The organism is Bradyrhizobium ganzhouense, assembly GCF_049949285.1.
Classification (GTDB): Bacteria; Pseudomonadota; Alphaproteobacteria; order Rhizobiales; family Xanthobacteraceae; genus Bradyrhizobium; species Bradyrhizobium ganzhouense.
Genome location: NZ_CP181318.1, coordinates 3,812,729 through 3,830,080 on the forward strand (window position 1 = coordinate 3,812,729; position 17,352 = coordinate 3,830,080).

Annotated in this window: 17 protein-coding genes; 7 read left to right on the forward strand and 10 right to left on the reverse strand. The window is 58.2% G+C overall.

Annotation, left to right across the window (positions count from 1 at the left end):
- Positions 1-80: 80 nt before the first annotated feature.
- The gene (locus ACLFLU_RS17210) at positions 81-1,025 is read left to right on the forward strand and encodes an ABC transporter permease (protein WP_426413347.1); all 945 of its coding nucleotides are present in this window, start codon (positions 81-83) and stop codon (positions 1,023-1,025) included.
- A gap of 8 nt (positions 1,026-1,033) precedes the next feature.
- Entirely contained in the window at positions 1,034-1,894 is an 861-nt protein-coding gene (locus tag ACLFLU_RS17215) for an ABC transporter permease (protein WP_426413348.1), read from the forward strand.
- A 14-nt stretch (positions 1,895-1,908) separates the two neighbouring features.
- On the opposite strand, the gene ACLFLU_RS17220 is transcribed toward ACLFLU_RS17215, so the two are convergent.
- A complete protein-coding gene (locus ACLFLU_RS17220; RefSeq protein ID WP_426413349.1) occupies positions 1,909-2,628 on the reverse strand; it encodes a FadR/GntR family transcriptional regulator in 720 nt (239 codons plus the stop codon).
- A 217-nt stretch (positions 2,629-2,845) separates the two neighbouring features.
- On the opposite strand from ACLFLU_RS17220, the gene ACLFLU_RS17225 reads away from it, so the two are divergent.
- Entirely contained in the window at positions 2,846-3,721 is an 876-nt protein-coding gene (locus ACLFLU_RS17225; RefSeq protein ID WP_426413350.1) for an alpha/beta hydrolase, read from the forward strand.
- Between the two features lie 120 nt (positions 3,722-3,841).
- Positions 3,842-4,360, forward strand: a complete 519-nt coding sequence (locus ACLFLU_RS17230; protein WP_426413351.1) for a hypothetical protein — start codon at positions 3,842-3,844, stop codon at positions 4,358-4,360.
- 734 nt (positions 4,361-5,094) lie between these two features.
- On the opposite strand, the gene ACLFLU_RS17235 is transcribed toward ACLFLU_RS17230, so the two are convergent.
- The 4 genes from ACLFLU_RS17235 to ACLFLU_RS17250 all read right to left on the reverse strand — a co-directional run bounded on the left by ACLFLU_RS17235 (position 5,095) and on the right by ACLFLU_RS17250 (position 8,849).
- On the reverse strand, positions 5,095-6,195 hold the full coding sequence (locus tag ACLFLU_RS17235; protein ID WP_426413352.1) for an alkene reductase: 1,101 nt from the start codon (positions 6,193-6,195) through the stop codon (positions 5,095-5,097).
- Positions 6,196-6,583: 388 nt separating this feature from the next.
- Positions 6,584-6,997, reverse strand: a complete 414-nt coding sequence (locus tag ACLFLU_RS17240) for a DoxX family protein (RefSeq protein WP_426413353.1) — start codon at positions 6,995-6,997, stop codon at positions 6,584-6,586.
- 121 nt (positions 6,998-7,118) lie between these two features.
- Positions 7,119-7,820: a dienelactone hydrolase family protein gene (locus ACLFLU_RS17245; RefSeq protein WP_426413354.1), complete on the reverse strand. Its 702-nt coding sequence runs from the start codon at positions 7,818-7,820 to the stop codon at positions 7,119-7,121.
- Between the two features lie 108 nt (positions 7,821-7,928).
- The gene (locus ACLFLU_RS17250) at positions 7,929-8,849 is read right to left on the reverse strand and encodes an aldo/keto reductase (protein ID WP_426413355.1); all 921 of its coding nucleotides are present in this window, start codon (positions 8,847-8,849) and stop codon (positions 7,929-7,931) included.
- Positions 8,850-9,158: 309 nt separating this feature from the next.
- On the opposite strand from ACLFLU_RS17250, the gene ACLFLU_RS17255 reads away from it, so the two are divergent.
- A complete protein-coding gene (locus ACLFLU_RS17255) occupies positions 9,159-10,076 on the forward strand; it encodes a LysR family transcriptional regulator (protein ID WP_426413356.1) in 918 nt (305 codons plus the stop codon).
- Positions 10,077-10,381: 305 nt separating this feature from the next.
- Here ACLFLU_RS17255 and ACLFLU_RS17260 read toward each other — a convergent pair whose 3' ends face one another.
- The 4 genes from ACLFLU_RS17260 to ACLFLU_RS17275 form a co-directional block, all read right to left on the reverse strand.
- Positions 10,382-10,834 carry a nuclear transport factor 2 family protein gene (locus ACLFLU_RS17260; RefSeq protein WP_426413357.1) on the reverse strand — a complete coding sequence of 151 codons (453 nt, stop codon included), beginning with the start codon at positions 10,832-10,834 and terminating at the stop codon, positions 10,382-10,384.
- A gap of 69 nt (positions 10,835-10,903) precedes the next feature.
- Entirely contained in the window at positions 10,904-11,623 is a 720-nt protein-coding gene (locus ACLFLU_RS17265) for a YbhB/YbcL family Raf kinase inhibitor-like protein (protein ID WP_426413358.1), read from the reverse strand.
- A 94-nt stretch (positions 11,624-11,717) separates the two neighbouring features.
- Positions 11,718-12,620 (reverse strand): helix-turn-helix transcriptional regulator, encoded by a 903-nt coding sequence (locus ACLFLU_RS17270; protein WP_426413359.1) that lies wholly within the window; start codon positions 12,618-12,620, stop codon positions 11,718-11,720.
- A gap of 206 nt (positions 12,621-12,826) precedes the next feature.
- Positions 12,827-14,047: an ABC transporter substrate-binding protein gene (locus ACLFLU_RS17275; protein WP_426414012.1), complete on the reverse strand. Its 1,221-nt coding sequence runs from the start codon at positions 14,045-14,047 to the stop codon at positions 12,827-12,829.
- Positions 14,048-14,253: 206 nt separating this feature from the next.
- On the opposite strand from ACLFLU_RS17275, the gene ACLFLU_RS17280 reads away from it, so the two are divergent.
- Positions 14,254-15,228, forward strand: coding sequence for a D-2-hydroxyacid dehydrogenase family protein (locus ACLFLU_RS17280; RefSeq protein WP_426413360.1), 975 nt, complete (start codon positions 14,254-14,256; stop codon positions 15,226-15,228).
- Between the two features lie 106 nt (positions 15,229-15,334).
- On the opposite strand, the gene ACLFLU_RS17285 is transcribed toward ACLFLU_RS17280, so the two are convergent.
- A complete protein-coding gene (locus ACLFLU_RS17285) occupies positions 15,335-16,093 on the reverse strand; it encodes an IclR family transcriptional regulator (RefSeq protein WP_426413361.1) in 759 nt (252 codons plus the stop codon).
- A gap of 157 nt (positions 16,094-16,250) precedes the next feature.
- Here ACLFLU_RS17285 and ACLFLU_RS17290 point away from each other — a divergent pair, with 157 nt between their 5' ends.
- Entirely contained in the window at positions 16,251-17,348 is a 1,098-nt protein-coding gene (locus ACLFLU_RS17290) for a CoA transferase (protein ID WP_426413362.1), read from the forward strand.
- The last annotated feature ends 4 nt before the right edge of the window (positions 17,349-17,352 follow it).

A 17,352-nucleotide genomic window follows, 5' to 3' on the forward strand; every position in this document is an offset into this window, starting at 1 on the left:
GATGAAACGCAAGCGGCGGTGTGCGCCGTCGCTTTCGTCCCGATACGAAGCTAAGCAACCGGGCTCAAAAGCCGAATTCGATGGCCAACTACCTCGCGAAACGACTGTCCGCATCTTTATTCACGGCGCTGCTCGCATCGATCGTGATATTCCTGCTGGTGCGTTCAGTGCCTGGAGACGTTGTCGGGCAGATGCTCGGGCAGACCAGCGATGTCGTCGCTGCCAAGGCGCTGCGCGAGTTCTTCGGGCTCGATCAGCCTGTGTGGCAGCAATACCTCCGTTGGTTGGGGCATGTCGTTACGGCCGATTTTGGCACGAGCTGGACACGCGGTCAGCCGGTCCTTGGCATGATTGGGTCGGCACTGGGCGTGACGATCGAGCTCTCGACCGCGACACTTCTACTTGCGACGCTTGTCGGCGTGCCGCTCGGCGTTGTCGCGGCGATTTACGAAGGCCGCGCGCTCGACCGCCTGATCCAGACCTTCAATCTGCTTGGCCTCGCGGCGCCAGTCTTCTGGATCGGCCTGATGCTGCTGGTTGGCGTCTCCGTCGCTTTCGACTGGTCGCCGCCTTTGGTTTACGCTCCGCCGACGCAATCGCTGACCGACAATCTATCGATACTGATGCTGCCGGTGCTCAGCCTTGCCTTGCTGCAGGCCGCCGCCTATAGCCAGTTCGTGCGGCAAAGCGTCGTATCCGCCCTCGGGCAGGACTACGTGCGTACGGCCGTCGCCAAGGGCGTACCGACGCGGATGGTGTTCTTCAAGCATGTGCTGCGCAACATCGCGATACCGCTGATCACCTTCATGGGACTGATCCTGATCCAGATTCTCGGCGGCGCCGTCATCATCGAGAGCCTGTTTGCGCTGCCCGGCCTCGGTAGGCTTCTGCTCTCGTCGATTGAGACGCGCGATTATCCCGTGCTTCAGGCCGGGCTTCTCGTTGTCGTCGTCATCGCTATGCTGGTCAACCTGGTCGTCGACCTTCTTTACCGGATAATCGATCCACGTGTCCGCCTGAGCTAGGCTTTGCAATGAATGCTTCCTCTATCGCTCAATCCAGTCCCAGCCAGTTCTCCTGGATCGTCGGTCGCGCGCGCCGCGAGCCGGATCTCGCGTTGGGTGTTGTGATCCTTACCGCTGTGGTGCTGATCGTGCTGTTTCCCGGCCTGTTCACCGGGCAGTCGCCAACCGCGGTCGATGTTCAGGGCGCAATGGAGGCGCCGTCCGCGCTACATCTGTTCGGCACAGACGATGTCGGCCGCGACGTGTTCGCGAGGGTCTTTCATGGCGCGCGCATCACCTTGTCGATCTGTGCGTCCTCCTTGATCGCGGCAGCGCTGATCGGCGGCAGCTTGGGCCAGATCTCGGGATTCGTGGGCGGGCGCATCGACATGGTGCTGGGCCGCCTCATTGATGTGATCCTGAGCTTTCCGCCGATCATTCTCGGCGTCATGGTGACCGGCATTCTCGGTCCGAAGACGGTCAACCTCGTCTTTGCCCTGACCGTGGTCTACGTCCCTGTGTTTTTTCGGATCGCCCGCTCCGGCGCCATGTCCGAGAGCGCGCTGACCTATGTGGAGGCGGCGCGCAGCATCGGGCTGTCCGAGCCTTGGATCCTGTTCCACCACGTCAGCCGCAACGTTCTGCCGCTCATCCTGGTCCAGTGCATGGTGCTGTTTCCCCTGGTGCTGCAAATTCAGTCTGCACTTGGATTTCTTGGCCTTGGTGTGCAGCCACCGACCCCCGATTGGGGCGCGATACTTCAGCAGGGCAAGGATTACATTCTGCTGGCGCCCTGGATGTCGGCCTTCCCAGGGTTGGCGATCCTGATTACCGCGCTGGCGCTCACGCTGGTCGGCCGCGGCTTGCAGCGAAGAATGGACCAGCGCTGACGTTCATGGGTCGTCTAGCTCTCGCTGACCGACATCAGCGTCCGCAGCAGATAGCTGCGGATGAGTTCGCGCGCGGTTGCTGCATCTCGCCGGGTGAGGGCATCGACGATTGCCGCATTGTCGTGCGCCGCCGCCTCGCGAACGGCACTCATCGGAAGTGGGTGACTTACGGGCCGGCTCCAACCGGCTTTGCGTCGCGACTCTAAGATCCGTTCAAAGATCGAAATGAGAAAACTGTTGCGGGAGGCGCGGACGATCGCGAGATGAAGCGCATATTTGGCTTCTTTGAATTCGCTCCAGGTCTTGGCGTCGCGAAGCGCGTGAAGGTAGGTCGTTAGGGCGGCAAGGTCTTCCTCGCTCGCCCTTTCTGCAACCAACTCCGCCAGCGCCGGCTCGAACATGAGACGCGCCTCGAGTAGCTCGCCGAGGCCGAATTCCGAATCCTCGGTCGTCGCCGGCGCGCCCTTGTCCTGGCTGCGGGCAACGAATGTGCCGCGCCCGACATGGCGCACAATCAGCCCTTCATCGACAAGCTGGTTCATCGTCTTGCGCACTGTATTGCGTCCGGCGCCGAAGCGCGATGCCAGTGCACGTTCGGTAGGAAGCCGGGTGCCAGTCCGCAACCGTCCTTCAACGATAGAACTTCTCAGGCTCTGGTAGATGGCCGCGCTATCGGAATCAGACTTGATACGCGCGCTTGCTTCGTCCGAATGTCTGGCCAGCGTCTGGGTCATTTGGGTCTAATTTGGTCCTGCTGCCGTAAGCCGCGGATATGCCATTCGGGCCTACCATATTGAAAGTGCAAGAAGTCGTCTGCGTCAGGTCAGAATTGGTTGCAGTTGGGTAGTATTGGTTGATAGTAGAATGGAGGGTGCGTAGGGCGCAATGGCTGATTTCTCGCGTCGCGGCGAAGAAACCGACCAGCATCGTGATTGAGAATGAGGAAGTCCCATGTCCGCCGAAAAGCCGTTCTGGTCATCACTCTCCCCGACCGAGCATGAATTTCAATACAACCCGCAGGCGGCGTTTCCGAACTTCAAAGATGCTCAAGCAAGCCGGGCAGCGATCAACGCGACAGCATTGACGAACCTGGAGCGGCGCGCGGATCGCGCCTATGGCGAGCATGCGCTGCGGAAGTTGGATGTCTATCCAGCCCCAGCCGGGGACACGCTCGCGCCTGTCCATGTCTTCTTTCACGGGGGGTACTGGCGAGCACAGGATAAGCAAAATTTTGCCTTCGTCGCCATGCCGCTTGTTGCCGCCGGGATCACCACCGTTATCGCCAATTACGAGCTTTGCCCTGCCTCGACTCTCGACGGTGTGGCCGAGTCGGCCATTGCTGCCGTGGACTGGGTCCGGCGCGAAGCATCCAGCTTCGGCGGCGACCCGCGCCGGATCAGCCTGTCGGGGCACTCAGCCGGCGCGCATCTCACCGCCGAATGTATGGCGCATGATTGGGCGGCCGCAGGCATTGACCCGACCTTCATCATTGGAGCCGTCATGATCAGCGGCATCTACAATCCGCGTCCGGTCATGGGAACCAGCGTCAACGCCGAAGTCCGGTTGACCGAAGACATCGCGCTGCGACGAGACGTCGAGCGCCGGCCAGTCTTCGCCAAGTGCCCGACGACGCTGTTCGTCGGCGGCCTCGAGCCCTGGCACTGGATCGAGCAAACCTACCGCTATTCGCACCATCTTCATCGCAGCCACCTCAATCCGGAAGTCCACACACTGCCGCGATGGGGACATTTCGATATCCTGAATGAGTTCACGGAGGTGGGAAGCCCGATCCTGCGCAGTGTGATCGCGAAGGCGAAGCAAGCCTGAGTTTCGGAGAAGACTATGAGCAGCCAGTCGTGGCGGATGACTGTCTACGATCTCGCTCCCGCCTCGCGATGCACGGTCGCCCCAGGCGGGCATGCCTTCGTCTATGCGGCAGGTGGCGCCGTGACCGTTGCCGGCACCGATATCGCCACCGGAGAAGGAGCGTTTGCCGGCGAGGGCGACATTATCGAAAGCTCGCATCCTGCTTGGATTTACGAGGTCGGGCGGGGCACGACGGCTACGCGCCGCGAAACGGGCCTATCTATCCTGTTGTCCCGTCTCGTCGTCGTTCCGAAGGGCGGTTGCATGATCCGCGCCGACCGCGTCGAGTCGCTCTCGGGTGCCCAGACGCCGGCCCATCGACATCGCGGGCCGGGTATTCGACGGCTCGAGTGCGGCCAACTATTGGCCCAGGTTGGTGACTGCATCGATCGGATCGAGGCGGGCCAAGCGTGGTTCGAATCCGGTCAGGAGACCGTCGTTGGACTTAACACTAGCGGTGGGGCCAACGCATTCATTCGCGTCATGCTCCTGCCATCGGACCTGGCTGGTGGGCGTAGCTCATTCATCGCGGCAACCGCGGAAGATGCTGCGAAGCCTCGCGCCGCAAACGTGCGATTGTTCGGTGAACGCGTCATCTGAAGCCGCTCTGGAGCGAGATGTTGTAGGCGTGAATCAGCTTTTGTCGTGGCCGGGGCTTGTCCCAGCCATCTACGTCTTTCCTGCTTCGGGCGCTAAAGATGTGGACGCCCGGCACAAGGTCGGGCACGGCGACGCCTTGCAAAATACCTCACTCCCGAACCTCCCCGCGTGACCTCGGATTCGAGCGATCATCAACCACGCGAGCGGAAACTGAACGCCTTTTATCATGTTTCGATCGTGGTCGTTAGAGGCGCCCAACGGCTGGGTGCGTGTCTGCTTCTGACCCTGGCTGTGCAAAAAACTCAAAAATCAAAACGCGACGCAGAATGACGTTCTTCGAATAGGCCTCTAAGTTGAATTCGCTTGCGCGTCGAGCGGCTAAGGTGGCCATGAACGAATGACTTGTTCTGTCGCGATTCAGTGGCTTCGCGTGTTCACACGGCCAAGACCTTTAGTTGTGTTTCAGAGCAGCGATGAAGAGGTCCCGGTTTGCCGCCCGGGCCGGGTCTGCCAAGGACTCGTCGAGTTCGCCTCCGCAGCCCCGCGGCAGAAAAGCGCCGGCGGCGCGGCCGGCGCGTTGCGAGTTCGGTACGGGATCATGTCGATGGTAGCTAGTGCCGGTTATCCGAAGGGCCGATTGCTTCGACAGCTCTTAGTCGCAAAACGATAAATGCGGCCTCGAAGCGAACTATGACGGAAATTGTTCTACCTTTCGATTGGTTGGCTCGGGTTGCCTAAGAAGTTGCAAGGTGGTCGATATAGCCTTCGGCTCCGCCCTGGTAGTACGTATCGCGCCTCGATGGCTTCAGGGCGACGTCGTCTCGCAGCCTGTGCACGAGATCAGGGTTGCCGATGAAGGAACTGCCGAAGGAGACCAAGTCGGCGTTACGAGATCCGATAATGGCGTTCGCGGACGGCTTGTCGAAACCCCCGTTGGCAATGAGTGTGCCCTTGAATCTGGGTCGGTAGTACCCGACGGTATCCTGCAGAGCTCGGATCGGTGTCCCGGTCAAGTCGCTCGTGGCGCGCACGAGCTGTAGGTGCGAGAGGGGAATGTCGTTGAGGCGCTCGACCAGGTGATCATAGGTGGCCACGGTCTGATCGGTCGGTACAAATCCGCCCATCGCCATGGTAGGGCTGAGTTTGACGCCGACGCGACCGGGTCCCCACACTTCCACGAGCGCATTGAGGATCTCGATGACGATGCGCGCGCGGTTCTCGTGGTTGCCGCCGTACTCGTCCTGCCGGACGTTCAAAGCGCTATTGAGAAATTGTGGGAGGAGATAAGTAGTCGCCGAATGTAGTTCGACGCCATCGAAGCCGGCCGCCTTGGCGTTGCGCGCGGCTGCGGCGTAGTCAAGGACTGTCGCCTTGATCTGGCCGACCGTCATCGCACGGGGCATCACCGTGTCCTTGAAGCCGGTTGGCGTGAAGGACATCAAGCCCGGGTTGACCGCGGACGGAGCCAGCGGGAGTTCACCATCGAAGAAGTCGGGGTGCGAAACCGCGCCCGTGTGCGCAAGCTGGACGTAGATCCGGCCGCCTTTAGCGTGTACGCCGTCGACAACCTTGCGCCAGGCGCCGGCTTGTTCGAGCGTGAACAACCCGGGTACGTTGATGAAGCCGATGCTTTCCCGACTGATCCACGTGGCCTCCGTCAGGATGAGTCCAGCCGTAGCGCGCTGACGGTAGTATTCGACGTGTAGCTCGGTCGGGACCAGGCCTTCGTTCCGGGCGCGGCCGCGCGTCATCGACGCCATGGCGACACGATTGTTTAGCGCAAGGCCATTTAGGTCGTAGGTTGAGAACAAGGTCTTCTGTTCGCCGTCCGGCATTGGAGTCTCCGTCGAAGCTGGACCAGAACATGTGAAGTCGAGAAATCAACCTGTAGTCTCAGAAATTGACTTTGTACTATTCAGCTATTGAATAGCGACTGCGACCATAGATGTTCTAGGGTCGCGTTTCGTGACGCGTCGAATCAGGGTTCGCGAAAAAGACAGCAGCGCGGCGGTGCTGGGGTTTGCCGTGACTAGAGCTGAGGCCATCGGCGCGAAAGATCCGCCGATGCCTCAGTCAACCTCGCCGACGATCGCTCTACAGCGACTGAAGAGAGGCTTTGCCAAGCATCGCAACTTCCCTTCAGAAGACCTGCGTCGACTGCCGCCCGCTTTAAGAATTCGCTCGACGATACAGCGACACCAAGACCGCTGTCAGACGACGCCCTTACCTGGCAAGGGCCAGACGAGCGCCAGCGCGTCGTGCGTCCAGGCTCAATGCTGGAGCACCGAAGGCCACGACCTGCAGTAGGCCGCCAACGATCATGATGTTCTTCAAGAAATGGATCATCTGGTTCTGGTCGGCGAAGTTGTTGTGAAAGAAAACGGCCGTTGCGAGTGTGAAGACCGCGAGAAGCGCGGCAACAATGCTCGTTCTATAGCCGATCAAAAGAAGAAAGCCGCAGCCAACCTCAGCAAGAATTGCAACAGCATAGCCAAGGAGTGGGAACGGAAGACCGACTGTCGCGATGTAGCCTTGGGTGGCGACGGGCGCACCGAGCTTTCCGAGGCCGCTCATCAGAAAAAGAGCGGCGATAACAATACGGCCGATGGCGGCGATGATAGGGAGCTGGCCTTTCATGGTAGTATCCTGTCGTAGTTGTGTGTGGGGAGCCGCGGTTTTGTGCAGAGACCTGGCGGCCTATGTTGTTTAGGTGACGAGTGCCTGATGGGTGAGGGGTGGGTACCCCACTCACCGGAAATTAGGCGAGGTGGCGCGCGAAAAAGGTCTGAATGCGGCCTCGCGCGTCAGTCGCTTCCTTTTCTTTGTAGCCGGCTCCAATGACGGCACCGAGCACTCCGACCAACAGGCCCTTGTGATCGTCAAGGAACGAATGCCCCGCGTCGGGGTACTCTTTGACATCGTGGTCGATCTGGTGCCGCTCGAGCGCGCCTTCCAACCGGGCCGCCGCTCCTTTGAGCGTTCGGTCGCGACCGCCGAAGCTGGCGACCATCGGACAGGCGCCGTTAAGGATCGCATCGATATCGTTTGGAACTTGGCCGTAGTTCGGTGCTACGGCCGAATAGCCATGGCCAGCAGCCAGCAGGATTGCAAAGCCGCCCGTCGCGCAGAAGCCGATCACCCCGGTCTTGCCGGTGCAATCTTGGCGGTGTTCGAGCCACTGCCGGACGGCATCGACATCATCGAACGATGCTCCCTTGCGCGCTGCCAGATCGACCATCAACGCACGGATGCAACGTAGGCGGTTGCCCCAGGAGAACAGGTCTGGAGCTACTGCAAGGTAACCTTCCTTAGCCAGCCAATCTGCGTGTTCGCGAGTCACGTCGCTGAGACCAAAGATATCATGGAGCACTATGACGCCGGGCCAAGGGCCGTCGCCTTCTGGTACGGACAAGTAACACTTAAGCTTGTGGTGCGGCGTCGAGATCAAGACGTCAGCCATGTTGTTTCTCATACATCAATTGCAACTTTCTGCTCCCATGCCACGCTGAGCTTAGGTTTCGCTTCGGGGGCTTTTGCTTCGAGCGAAGCGGTTCCGAGACAAGCGTCTCTATTGGGCGACCAGATGCTTCACCTGGGCGGGATAGCGATCTCCCTCGATAGCGCCCAACGCAAAGGTCTGATCTAGATCAGCGAGATCTTCTTTGGAAAGCCGCACATCAAAGGCCTTCAGATTTTCCGCCACACGCGTACGTTCACTCATTCCGACGAGTGGTACGATGTCGTCGCCTCTAGACAGCGCCCATGCTATTGCCAATTGTGCCGCAGTACAGTTCCTATCGCGCGCCATGCGCTCAAGGATAGAAACCTTTTCCAAATTCCTCGGGAGATTCGCTTGGTCGAACTTCGGAAACTGACGGCGAGGGTCACTTAGCGGCAAATCGTTTTGTACCGAACCGGTAAGAAGCCCCTGACCAACTACCCCATAGGCCACCAGCCCAATGCCGAGCTCCCTCACGGTCGGCAATATTTCTTTCTCGATGAACCGAGCGCCAAGGGAATATTCGATCTCAAGGGCGGTAACCGGGTGTACTTTGTGGGCACGACGAATATTGTCAGAATTGACCTCGGACAATCCGAGATACCTAACCTTACCTTCCTTGATGAGGTCGGCAACGGCGCCAACCGTTTCCTCAATAGGAATGGCCGGGTCGATGCGGCCAGGCTGGTAAATATCTATTGCATCGATGCCAAGTCGTTGAAGCGAGTAGGCTGCAAAATTCTTCACGGCGTTTGGCCGAACATCAAGTCCCAACATTTGCCCAGAGGGAGAACGAAGGGCGCCGAATTTTACGCTGATGAGCGCTTGGTCCCTACGACCTTTAATCGCCCGACTGACGAGGAGCTCGTTGTGTCCCATTCCATAAAAGTCGCCGGTGTTCAACAAGCTGATACCCGCGTCTAGGGCGGCTTGGATCGTCGCGATACCTTCTTCGTCGGCGCCTGACTTTGGACCGGCGAAACCCGACATTCGCATGCACCCGAGGCCTATTGCGGATACCCGAGGGCCAACTCGGCCGAGTGTTCTCATTTCCATGGCAATCTCCGTTTCTCTTTGCTGCTCGTCGCCTCAAAGAGGGACGTAGTCGTCGAGATGTCTCTGCGGTCTACTTTTGGCAGAGGTTTGCTGCATTGAATTGCACTGAGCGCATAAAGCTAGAACAGCACATCCAATGGATGGGCCATGTCCCGTACCCCACGGCGATCATCGAAATGAAATTGGTCCGCACGGAAGCTCGCGGTAGACTTGAGAGCCAAATTTGTTAAATTCAATTTCTGAATGAATGATAGATTCTTCTCCTTGCAGCTCTTTGCTCGTGTCGCGAGAAGCGGAAGCTTTTCGGTCGCCGCGCGCGAAATGGGCATTTCGCAGCCCACGGCGTCGCGGATCATCGCCCAACTCGAAAAGCAGATTGGCGCGGCATTCCTGGTTCGAACCACGCGAGCCGTGACGCTCACCGAGGCAGGTTCAGACTATTTGTCTCGTACCGAGGCCATCCTAAGAGCTCTCGAAGAGGCCGATCACGCAGCCCGTGGCACCGGTGAGCTGCGCGGCACCCTTCGCGTCGCTGCATCTGCAGGCTTTGCAATACGAGGTGTTTTGCCGCGACTGGCTCGCTTTACCGATCGGCATCCAAAGCTACGAGTCGAATTCATTCTCAGCGACGATCGGCAAGATCTTGTGGGCGGATCGGTCGATGTCGCTTTACGGACTGGGGGACTCGACGACTCTACGGCCCTAGCGCGCAAGATCGGGATAGTGCAACGCATCGTCGTCGCATCGCCCGTGTATCTGGCCAAGGCAGGGACTCCATATTCCCCCGGCGACCTCTCGGACCACGCGATCATCGTTGGCCCCGCCGCCCGCGCTATCGAGGGATGGACGTTCCGGCGACGTGGCGAGGTCATTTCGTTGCGCGTCGAGGGACGCTTCGTGCTGAACGGCATGGACGCAGCTGCTGCGGCAGCGGTCGGCGGACTCGGCATCCTGTCAACCGGAGATCTCAGTGTGATCGATGAACTGGAGGCAGGCCGGTTGGTGCGCGTGCTCCCGGATTGGGAGATGGGATCGGTAGACGTCAACGTGGTAATTCCAGCGGGGCGAGCTGCGAAGCCATCAGCCCGTGCATTCTCCGACTTTATGCAGTCTGAGTTTCCGGAATTGCGGGCGGCGAGGCCCCAGCGGGACACATCATAAGAAAATACATTGTCGATCGAAAGGTCATGACGGTATTGGGCGCTAGGAGAGCTCTAAATCTCTCGGCAGAGTGAGTGTCAGTCGTGTCTAACTAGCGAGGGCCGGACACGGCAGTAAAAAAGCCGTATCGGTTTGCAGGGCGGGCGTCCTGGAATCCCGCTAGACGCTAGTCTAGGGCTTGCTAAAGCTTAGGACAGGGCTTGCATGCTCGTCTGTTCTGGAGCGCTTGCGAGTTGGAATTCAATCCAACTGCGGTCCGGCATGTGCACGAAGGGCGCAGGTCGCCGCTTATTCGCGTATAGGCGCTAGCGGCTTTGGGGATGGCTGTGAGTGACTAAGTTGCGCCGAAGTTCGAGGCTGGCGAGTTTCCACTCGCCGTCCGCTAGCTCCCACGTCTCGTAGTAGAAACCGTAGCCGTGCATCGTCTTGGGCGCAGTAGCGCCGTCCGGTGTATCGATGTGTCCATCTTCTTTCGACTGGATCGGAGTGGCTTGGGTCTCGAACCTGAACTCGATTTCCGAGATGTAGCCCTGGTGGATTGTCCGAGTCGTCGCGAATAGGCCACGACGAGTCATTGACGCCAGCTCGGCGACGGAATTGAATTCTGCAAAAATGGAATTGTCGGCGTTGTAAAAGATGATCGGTGTGTCCGCTTTGAAGATGGTCTCCCACTTGTCGAACTGTTTCGTGTCGAGATGGCGGCAATACGTCGCCTGTTTATTGCGGACACGTTCTGCCGCTTCGAGATTGAGGTGCACGTTTGAACTCCGTCCATTCGTTCGCGAGCAGAGGCCCGAAAGCACTAGGCGTCGTGCGGTTGCGACGCTTCAATTCACGCCTGTTTTCTTGATGAGAGCTGGGTTCAGCGTATAGGTCGCGATGGATTTTCCGCTGGCCAACACATGACCGCCCATCGCGTTTTCGACAGCTTCGCCGTCAAAAGCGCCGGTCAGGCCTAACGTTTTGACGTCCAATGCGATGACCCGAATCGTGTAACGATGGATGCGTTCGTCGTTCACCGGCGGGCAGGGGCCATCATACCCGCCGTAGGTTCCCGACATGCCACTGACGTTGGCGAAGAACATTGTATAGGCGTTAGCGCCTCTGAGACCGTGCGATGTGGGGCCCACAGGCTTCCCTCCAAGCACCTGCTTTTCGCTCTCGATCCCCTTCGCAAGCGATGTGATCGTCAACGGAATGTCCGTTAGAACCCAGTGGAAGACAGAGATCCGCGGTGCTTCGGTAGGAATCGTGACACCAGGTTTGTTGATCAAGCCGAAATCCTGCGGCACGTCCGGATCTGTCATCAACACGACATAGGACTGCGTCCCCGTTGGGCCCGCGGACCATGAGACGCCAGGACTGACATCCTTGTTGGAGCCGCTGCCGGGCGGGCAGAACGCGGCGCTGTCGGCAAACCGCCCCCCGCCGTCGAGGTCGTCGATCCGCACTGTTAGGCCGGCGTCAGCGCCCAACGCCATCTGTGAAATGATGGACAGCCCAATTGCCACGGCCACGGTTTTCCAAGTGTTCACCAATCGATCCATTTTCGATCATCTCGCTCGGTTGATTTCCCGACGAAAATATCGAATGGCCAGGAGCCGCGTGGTCCGGAAACGCTCACAATTGAACCGAAAACGATCAAGCAACTGCGGGCTTGTTGCGGTTCTTGCGCACCGCGGATGGCGTAACACCAAATGCCTCCTGGAAATGTCGGGCAAAATGAGACCGCGAAGTGTAGCCTGTCGCGGCGATCGCTTCTGCCACGTCGGCGTCGCGATCCGATAGAATTGCGTATGCTGCCTTCATTCGCTCCGTGAGCAGTAGGACGCGGAGAGACCATCCTTCTTGGTTCAGGCGGCGGCGGAGCGTGGCCTCGGATATCGACAATTGGGAAGCCACCGACTTTGCGGACCATAAATGGTCGAGGCGATGACGAACGACTAGGCGGACGGCGTCGGCGACCAACCCCTCGACATATTTTGGGGCTAGCCGCAGTGCGCCTTGCTCCGCAAGAATAAGAAGGATCTCCAGGATTCTATGATCAACCGCACGCCGAGACAGCGTGGTAGGGCCGGCCAGAGCTTCCGCGCTGTGAATGATCGCCGAACATAACGCGGGGCCGACCTCGATCGCTGAGCCCGAATCTACCTGCTTGCCCATCAATTGGGGCCAGAGCCTCGCCGCCTCGATGACCAGCTCGCGGGAAAACCGGACGACCAGCGCACGATAGACGCCGCTGGCTTGGTCCGGTTCATTTACCACGTCGACGCGCGTACCCGCCGATAAGACAAATGCCTCACCGGCGCTGTAGGACCGAGTGTGGGCGCCCCAAAGAACGTCCTTGCGCCCCTCGATCACTATAACGAGGGCCGCCGCCGGTGCCGATAATTCGCGAATAGTCTCGCGATGTCTGACCACGAAACCCGTGATGACCGAAGGTTCGGTACCTTCAAGGAGGCTCCGCGTGTCGTTCTCCGCTAGTGGTCGAAGCGCGTCTCTCAAGCGCCGTTGCGCCTGCACATCGGCGTCCATCTTTGCCATGCCACTCTACTCTTAGAGCAAATTTGCCGTCGATACGACCGACCACGACGAACTGTCGCGGTCGATCGCAATGGCGGTAGCCGCGATTGGCGCGCAGCCGGCCTGACCTTTGCAAAGCTAAGATAACCGTCCTGCGATGCCTGCGCAGTGGGGTTTAGATTAGTTTGATTCAGGTCGGATCAAAAGTTGTGCTTAGCCGTCTCCCATTATTGACCGGCGCGCCCGCCAAGGTCACCCGTAAGAACGTCGCCAAATCGCTGCCAAGCCTGGCCATCGAATTTCATGAGTTGCATCTGTTCGATCGGAAAAAAATCGTCCGGACTTGTGTTGATTTTGATGCCGGGCAACAGCATGTCGCTCGAGAAGTCCTTCAGGTTGGCCGCCTGCCTCATGATGTTTTCTCGCGTGAGGTCATCACCGCATTGCTTGAGCACCTGAACCATGGTCTGCGCCGCCGCGTAGCCATAGAGAGTATTCCAGTCCGACTTGTCACCCTCCGGGTAGTACTTGTCCATGAAAGACCGCCACGCATGTACACCCGGGTCGTCTTGCCAGGCCGGATCGGTTGGATCCTTCAGATAGGCAGTGGATATGATGTCCTTCGCAAACTGCAGGCCGGCCGGCTTCAGGACGCTAGCCACGGATGTCGACACATTCGCTACGAAGAACCTCGGCTTCCAGCCGATCTCGCCGACTTTCCTGATAGCTTGCGCAGATCCTTTGGGGGCGGCCAGCGAAAAGAAAGTGTCGGCACCGGAATCGCGAAGCGTAACGATCTGCGAATCAACCGACGGATCGGTCACTTCATAGGACTTGTCGGCGATAATCATGCTGGCCTTGTCGCCAAGTCCATCGCGCAATCCCTTGAACTGGTCTTTGCCGGAGTCGTCGTTCTGCCAGAATACTGCGATTTTGGCGTCCGGAAAGTGATCTAGGATGTACTTCGCGTAGATGTGTCCTTCACTCTGGTAGTTAGGCATCCAGCCCATCGTCCATGGAAATTTCTTCGGATCGCCGAACTTGGTCGCGCCGCTGCCGACGAAGAGCTGAGGCACTCTCTTTGCGTTCATATATTTCTGGATCGCCGAATTTGATTGTGTGCCGACAGGCTGGAAGATCAGGAGCACTTCGTCGCTCTCGACAAGCTTGCGAGCCTGCTCGATCGCCTTTGGAGGGCTATAGCTGTCGTCATAGGAGATCAGTTTGATTTGGCGGCCGTTGATGCCACCCTCAGCGTTGATCTTGTTGAAATATGCCGCTTCGGTCTTTCCGATTACGGAATAGGAAGAAACGGGCCCGCTGTAGGGCATGATGTTGCCAATTTTGATCTCGGTGTCGCTCGCACCGAGATCGTACTTCTTTTGCGCAACGGTCTCTCTCGCGCAGAATACAGCAGCCGCTATTACAAATGCGCGAATGACAGTCATGGACCTGGTCGACATATTTTCCTCCTCTCGCAGGGCTTTTTATTGGGATTAGCAGACATTGCGCAGAGGAATACAGGCGAACAAGAGAGCTGGAGCCGATAATCCGCAACCATCACATATGTGATTTGTCGTGGTTCGAGGGTGAAAAACCAACCAACTATTCGATAGGAAGAGCTTAGCAGGCAGACAGGTAGGAGCATCTCAGCATGAACGTGACCATCCTCGACGACTACCACGATACGGTGCGTACGCTTCCTTGCTTCGCCAAGCTTGCCAGTCATCAGGTGACGATTTGGAACGACCACGTGCAAGATGACGACGCTCTCGTCGAGCGGCTCGTTAAAACCGAAGCACTAGTGTTGATCCGTGAGCGCACGAAGATACGGGCTTCTTTACTGGATCGCCTCCCCAAACTCAGGCTTATTAGCCAGCGCAGCGTCTGGCCGCATATTGACATCGAGTCCTGCACCCGGCACGGCATCGTCGTGTCTTCCGAAAGGAAGCCTTCATACGCTACGGCCGAGCTAACATGGGCGCTGATTCTCGCTGCTATGCGCCAGATACCGCAGCAGGCGGCAGCACTCAAAGCTGGACAATGGCAGGCCGGCGTTGGCTCCATGCTGAGAGGCAAGACACTTGGTCTATTTGGTTGGGGCAGTCTCTCACACGAGCTCGCGAACTATGGTCGGGTCTTCGGCATGAATGTCTTGGTTTGGGCACGGGAGGCTTCTCGTGACCGTGCTCGTCAGGAGGGCTTTGCGGTGGCCGAAAGCAAGGCGGAGTTCTTCGAGCAGAGCGACGTACTTTCGCTGCATCTGCGGCTTGTCGATGAGACTCGTCATATCGTCAGGGCAGACGACCTCGCGCGCATGAAGCCAACGGCGCTGTTGGTGAATACAAGCCGCGCAGCGCTGATAGAGCCAGATGAATTGGTTGCGGCTTTGCGGATGGGCCGGCCGGGGTTGGCAGCTGTCGATGTCTTCGAGCGGGAGCCACTGACTGATCCGTCGGATCCGCTACTTCTTTTGCCGAATGTTCTTGCTACCCCGCACATTGGCTACGTTACGCACGAGGAATATGAGATGCAGTTCTCCGGAATCTTCGACCAGATTGTCGCTTATGCTAAAGGAACCCCGGAAAATGTGGTTAACCCCGATGTATTTGAACGAATGAGAACTTGAGATAAGGCGACTTGACCGGCTGAACAATTTCGCGTTCCGACGCTATGCGTGGCCGGGCCTAGGAGACCAAGTTAAGTCATCGCTTATGTTCCACGTATCAACCTCGTTAGGACTTCATTCCGAGACGACGCCGTAAGGTGTCGATAATATGCTGCCGCTTGGAATCCATGCGATCAATCGGACCGCCTATGCCGAGCGCCAGTAAGCTCTTGCCTGACGACTGGACGAGCATGCCAATTGTATTGGCCCCGGGAGTTGTGCGTCCTCTAGTCTCGGAGTAGCCACGTTGACGGATTGCCTCCATCTCCTGGATGAGAGCCGCTTCCCTAAAATACCAAGGTACATATTGCTCATCAGCATTGTTGCGCCTGGTGATCGCGCGAACCTGGTTATTCGTCTTGCGGCTCAGAAGCATCTGCCCAAGCCCCGTGCGGGACATCGGTCGGATTTCGCCGATATGGACCGTAAACTGAATGCGATAGTTTGCGGGTAATACCACGTGGAGGTATTGCAATCCGACGCCGATCTGCTGCCCGAGCATGACCGTCTCTCCGGTATCGCGGTGAAGGAGGTCCATAACGTCTGTTATACGCTGATCGCCAAAGCGGGCGCGTTGGATCCAGTCGCCAAGTAGAGCCACCCGGTAACTTGGTATGAATCGCCGCGTCTCTACGTCGAATTCGAGATAGTTGAGCGAGACGAGGCTCTTCAGCAGAACGGACGTACTTGACTGCGGATATCCAAGAGCAGCAGATATCTCTGTAACTGAGGCAGACGTCTTCGTGCGCCGAAAATACTCCAGCAGGGCGAGTGTCCGCATTGCAGACTTGATTGGTTGGACATCAGCTTTGCGCGGCTTTGACACTTTGGACCCCGAGTTTGGTCGCTCAATCACAAATGTGATGTTCACAGTGCCAGGATGTCAACAGGTCTGAATTTGATCCATAAGTATTCAAGTCAGCCGAATGAGATGATTGATCCTTTCGCTGTCACGACATAGCCGCCCGATCCATCAGCAATTCATGACAAAGAACAGCGCTCAGACTGCCGTGCTCAAAAATATCAAGCCGCTCGAGGGCACCGTCATACTGGAGGTTGGCCACGCGCATGCGCCACTCTGCCTCCGCTTGGCTTCTTCCTTTGCGGGCAAGATCGCTTCGGAACTTGGTGCAAAGGTAATCAAGCTCGAACCGTGCGGTGGTGATCCGGTCCGATACTTGCCACCGTTCGTTCCAAGCGGTCCTGAAGGTGAACGCAGCGCTCTGTACAAGTTTTTGAACGCGGGGAAGGTGACGCTTTTGATGCCGCGCGAGTCAGCGGCCTCGGAGGCAGCGGTGGAGAAGCTCTTAAGCGCGCAGGTTGACGGCGTCCTGCTAGAAGAAGGCGACAAGTTGAGGTCGACCTTCGTTGGGCGTCCTGTCGCGCTCGTCGAGATAGCAGGTTGGCCGGCGGGGTTTCACACAGCCGCAAGGTTGTCAGAATTCACGGCGCTTGCAGCTGGTGGATTGCTAGACATGATAGGGGAGCCTGATCGCAAGCCCTTGCGTTTTGGCGGTCATCAGGCGTCGTATTCGGCAGGGCTATCTGTGTTTACCGCGCTGATGGCGCTGCTCAGCGAACGTGATGCCGGTCGGCGCCCGCCGCCTGCACGGGTCTCCCTGGTAGAAACGGTGATGTGGGTGAACTGGAAGGCGATTGCGGGTATCGATGAAAAAGGGAAGCCACCAAGCCGTCAAGGCAGTCAGTCTGAATTTCAGGTTGTGCAGTGTCTTGATGGATGGATCGCAGTCGTCTTCTCCGTGACCCAGTTCGACAATCTGCGCGACCTGGTGGACAGTCCTGCCTTGCATCACCAGAAGTTTGCCACACGCGAAGGGCGGTTGAAGCATATCAGTGAGCTGTATGAGCACATGAAGCCTTGGTTCGCCGTGCGGACGCGTGCCGAAGTGTATGGCGAGGCGCAAAGACGTGGGGTCCCTCTTGGGCCTGTCTGCAGTCCTGCAGATCTTGTTGATGATCCGCAGAACAGCGCTCGAGAGTTTATCGTGCCGTTCGCCGATATGTCGGTCAGCGATGCGCGGGCTCCCCGACTGCCGGTGCTTTGGAGCAGTCATATCTGACCGC

Bases quoted from the DNA above. Each gene is read 5' to 3' on its own strand.
- ACLFLU_RS17215 (WP_426413348.1), top strand. From the start codon at position 1,034: ATGAATGCTTCCTCTATCGCTCAATCCAGTCCCAGCCAGTTCTCCTGG.
- ACLFLU_RS17265 (WP_426413358.1), bottom strand. From the start codon at position 11,623: ATGGATCGATTGGTGAACACTTGGAAAACCGTGGCCGTGGCAATTGGG.
- ACLFLU_RS17240 (WP_426413353.1), bottom strand. From the start codon at position 6,997: ATGAAAGGCCAGCTCCCTATCATCGCCGCCATCGGCCGTATTGTTATC.
- ACLFLU_RS17235 (WP_426413352.1), bottom strand. From the start codon at position 6,195: ATGCCGGACGGCGAACAGAAGACCTTGTTCTCAACCTACGACCTAAAT.
- ACLFLU_RS17210 (WP_426413347.1), top strand. From the start codon at position 81: ATGGCCAACTACCTCGCGAAACGACTGTCCGCATCTTTATTCACGGCG.
- ACLFLU_RS17290 (WP_426413362.1), top strand. From the start codon at position 16,251: ATGACAAAGAACAGCGCTCAGACTGCCGTGCTCAAAAATATCAAGCCG.
- ACLFLU_RS17245 (WP_426413354.1), bottom strand. From the start codon at position 7,820: ATGGCTGACGTCTTGATCTCGACGCCGCACCACAAGCTTAAGTGTTAC.
- ACLFLU_RS17280 (WP_426413360.1), top strand. From the start codon at position 14,254: ATGAACGTGACCATCCTCGACGACTACCACGATACGGTGCGTACGCTT.
- ACLFLU_RS17250 (WP_426413355.1), bottom strand. From the start codon at position 8,849: ATGTCGGGTTTCGCCGGTCCAAAGTCAGGCGCCGACGAAGAAGGTATC.
- ACLFLU_RS17220 (WP_426413349.1), bottom strand. From the start codon at position 2,628: ATGACCCAGACGCTGGCCAGACATTCGGACGAAGCAAGCGCGCGTATC.
- ACLFLU_RS17225 (WP_426413350.1), top strand. From the start codon at position 2,846: ATGTCCGCCGAAAAGCCGTTCTGGTCATCACTCTCCCCGACCGAGCAT.
- ACLFLU_RS17275 (WP_426414012.1), bottom strand. From the start codon at position 14,047: ATGACTGTCATTCGCGCATTTGTAATAGCGGCTGCTGTATTCTGCGCG.
- ACLFLU_RS17255 (WP_426413356.1), top strand. From the start codon at position 9,159: ATGAATGATAGATTCTTCTCCTTGCAGCTCTTTGCTCGTGTCGCGAGA.
- ACLFLU_RS17270 (WP_426413359.1), bottom strand. From the start codon at position 12,620: ATGGCAAAGATGGACGCCGATGTGCAGGCGCAACGGCGCTTGAGAGAC.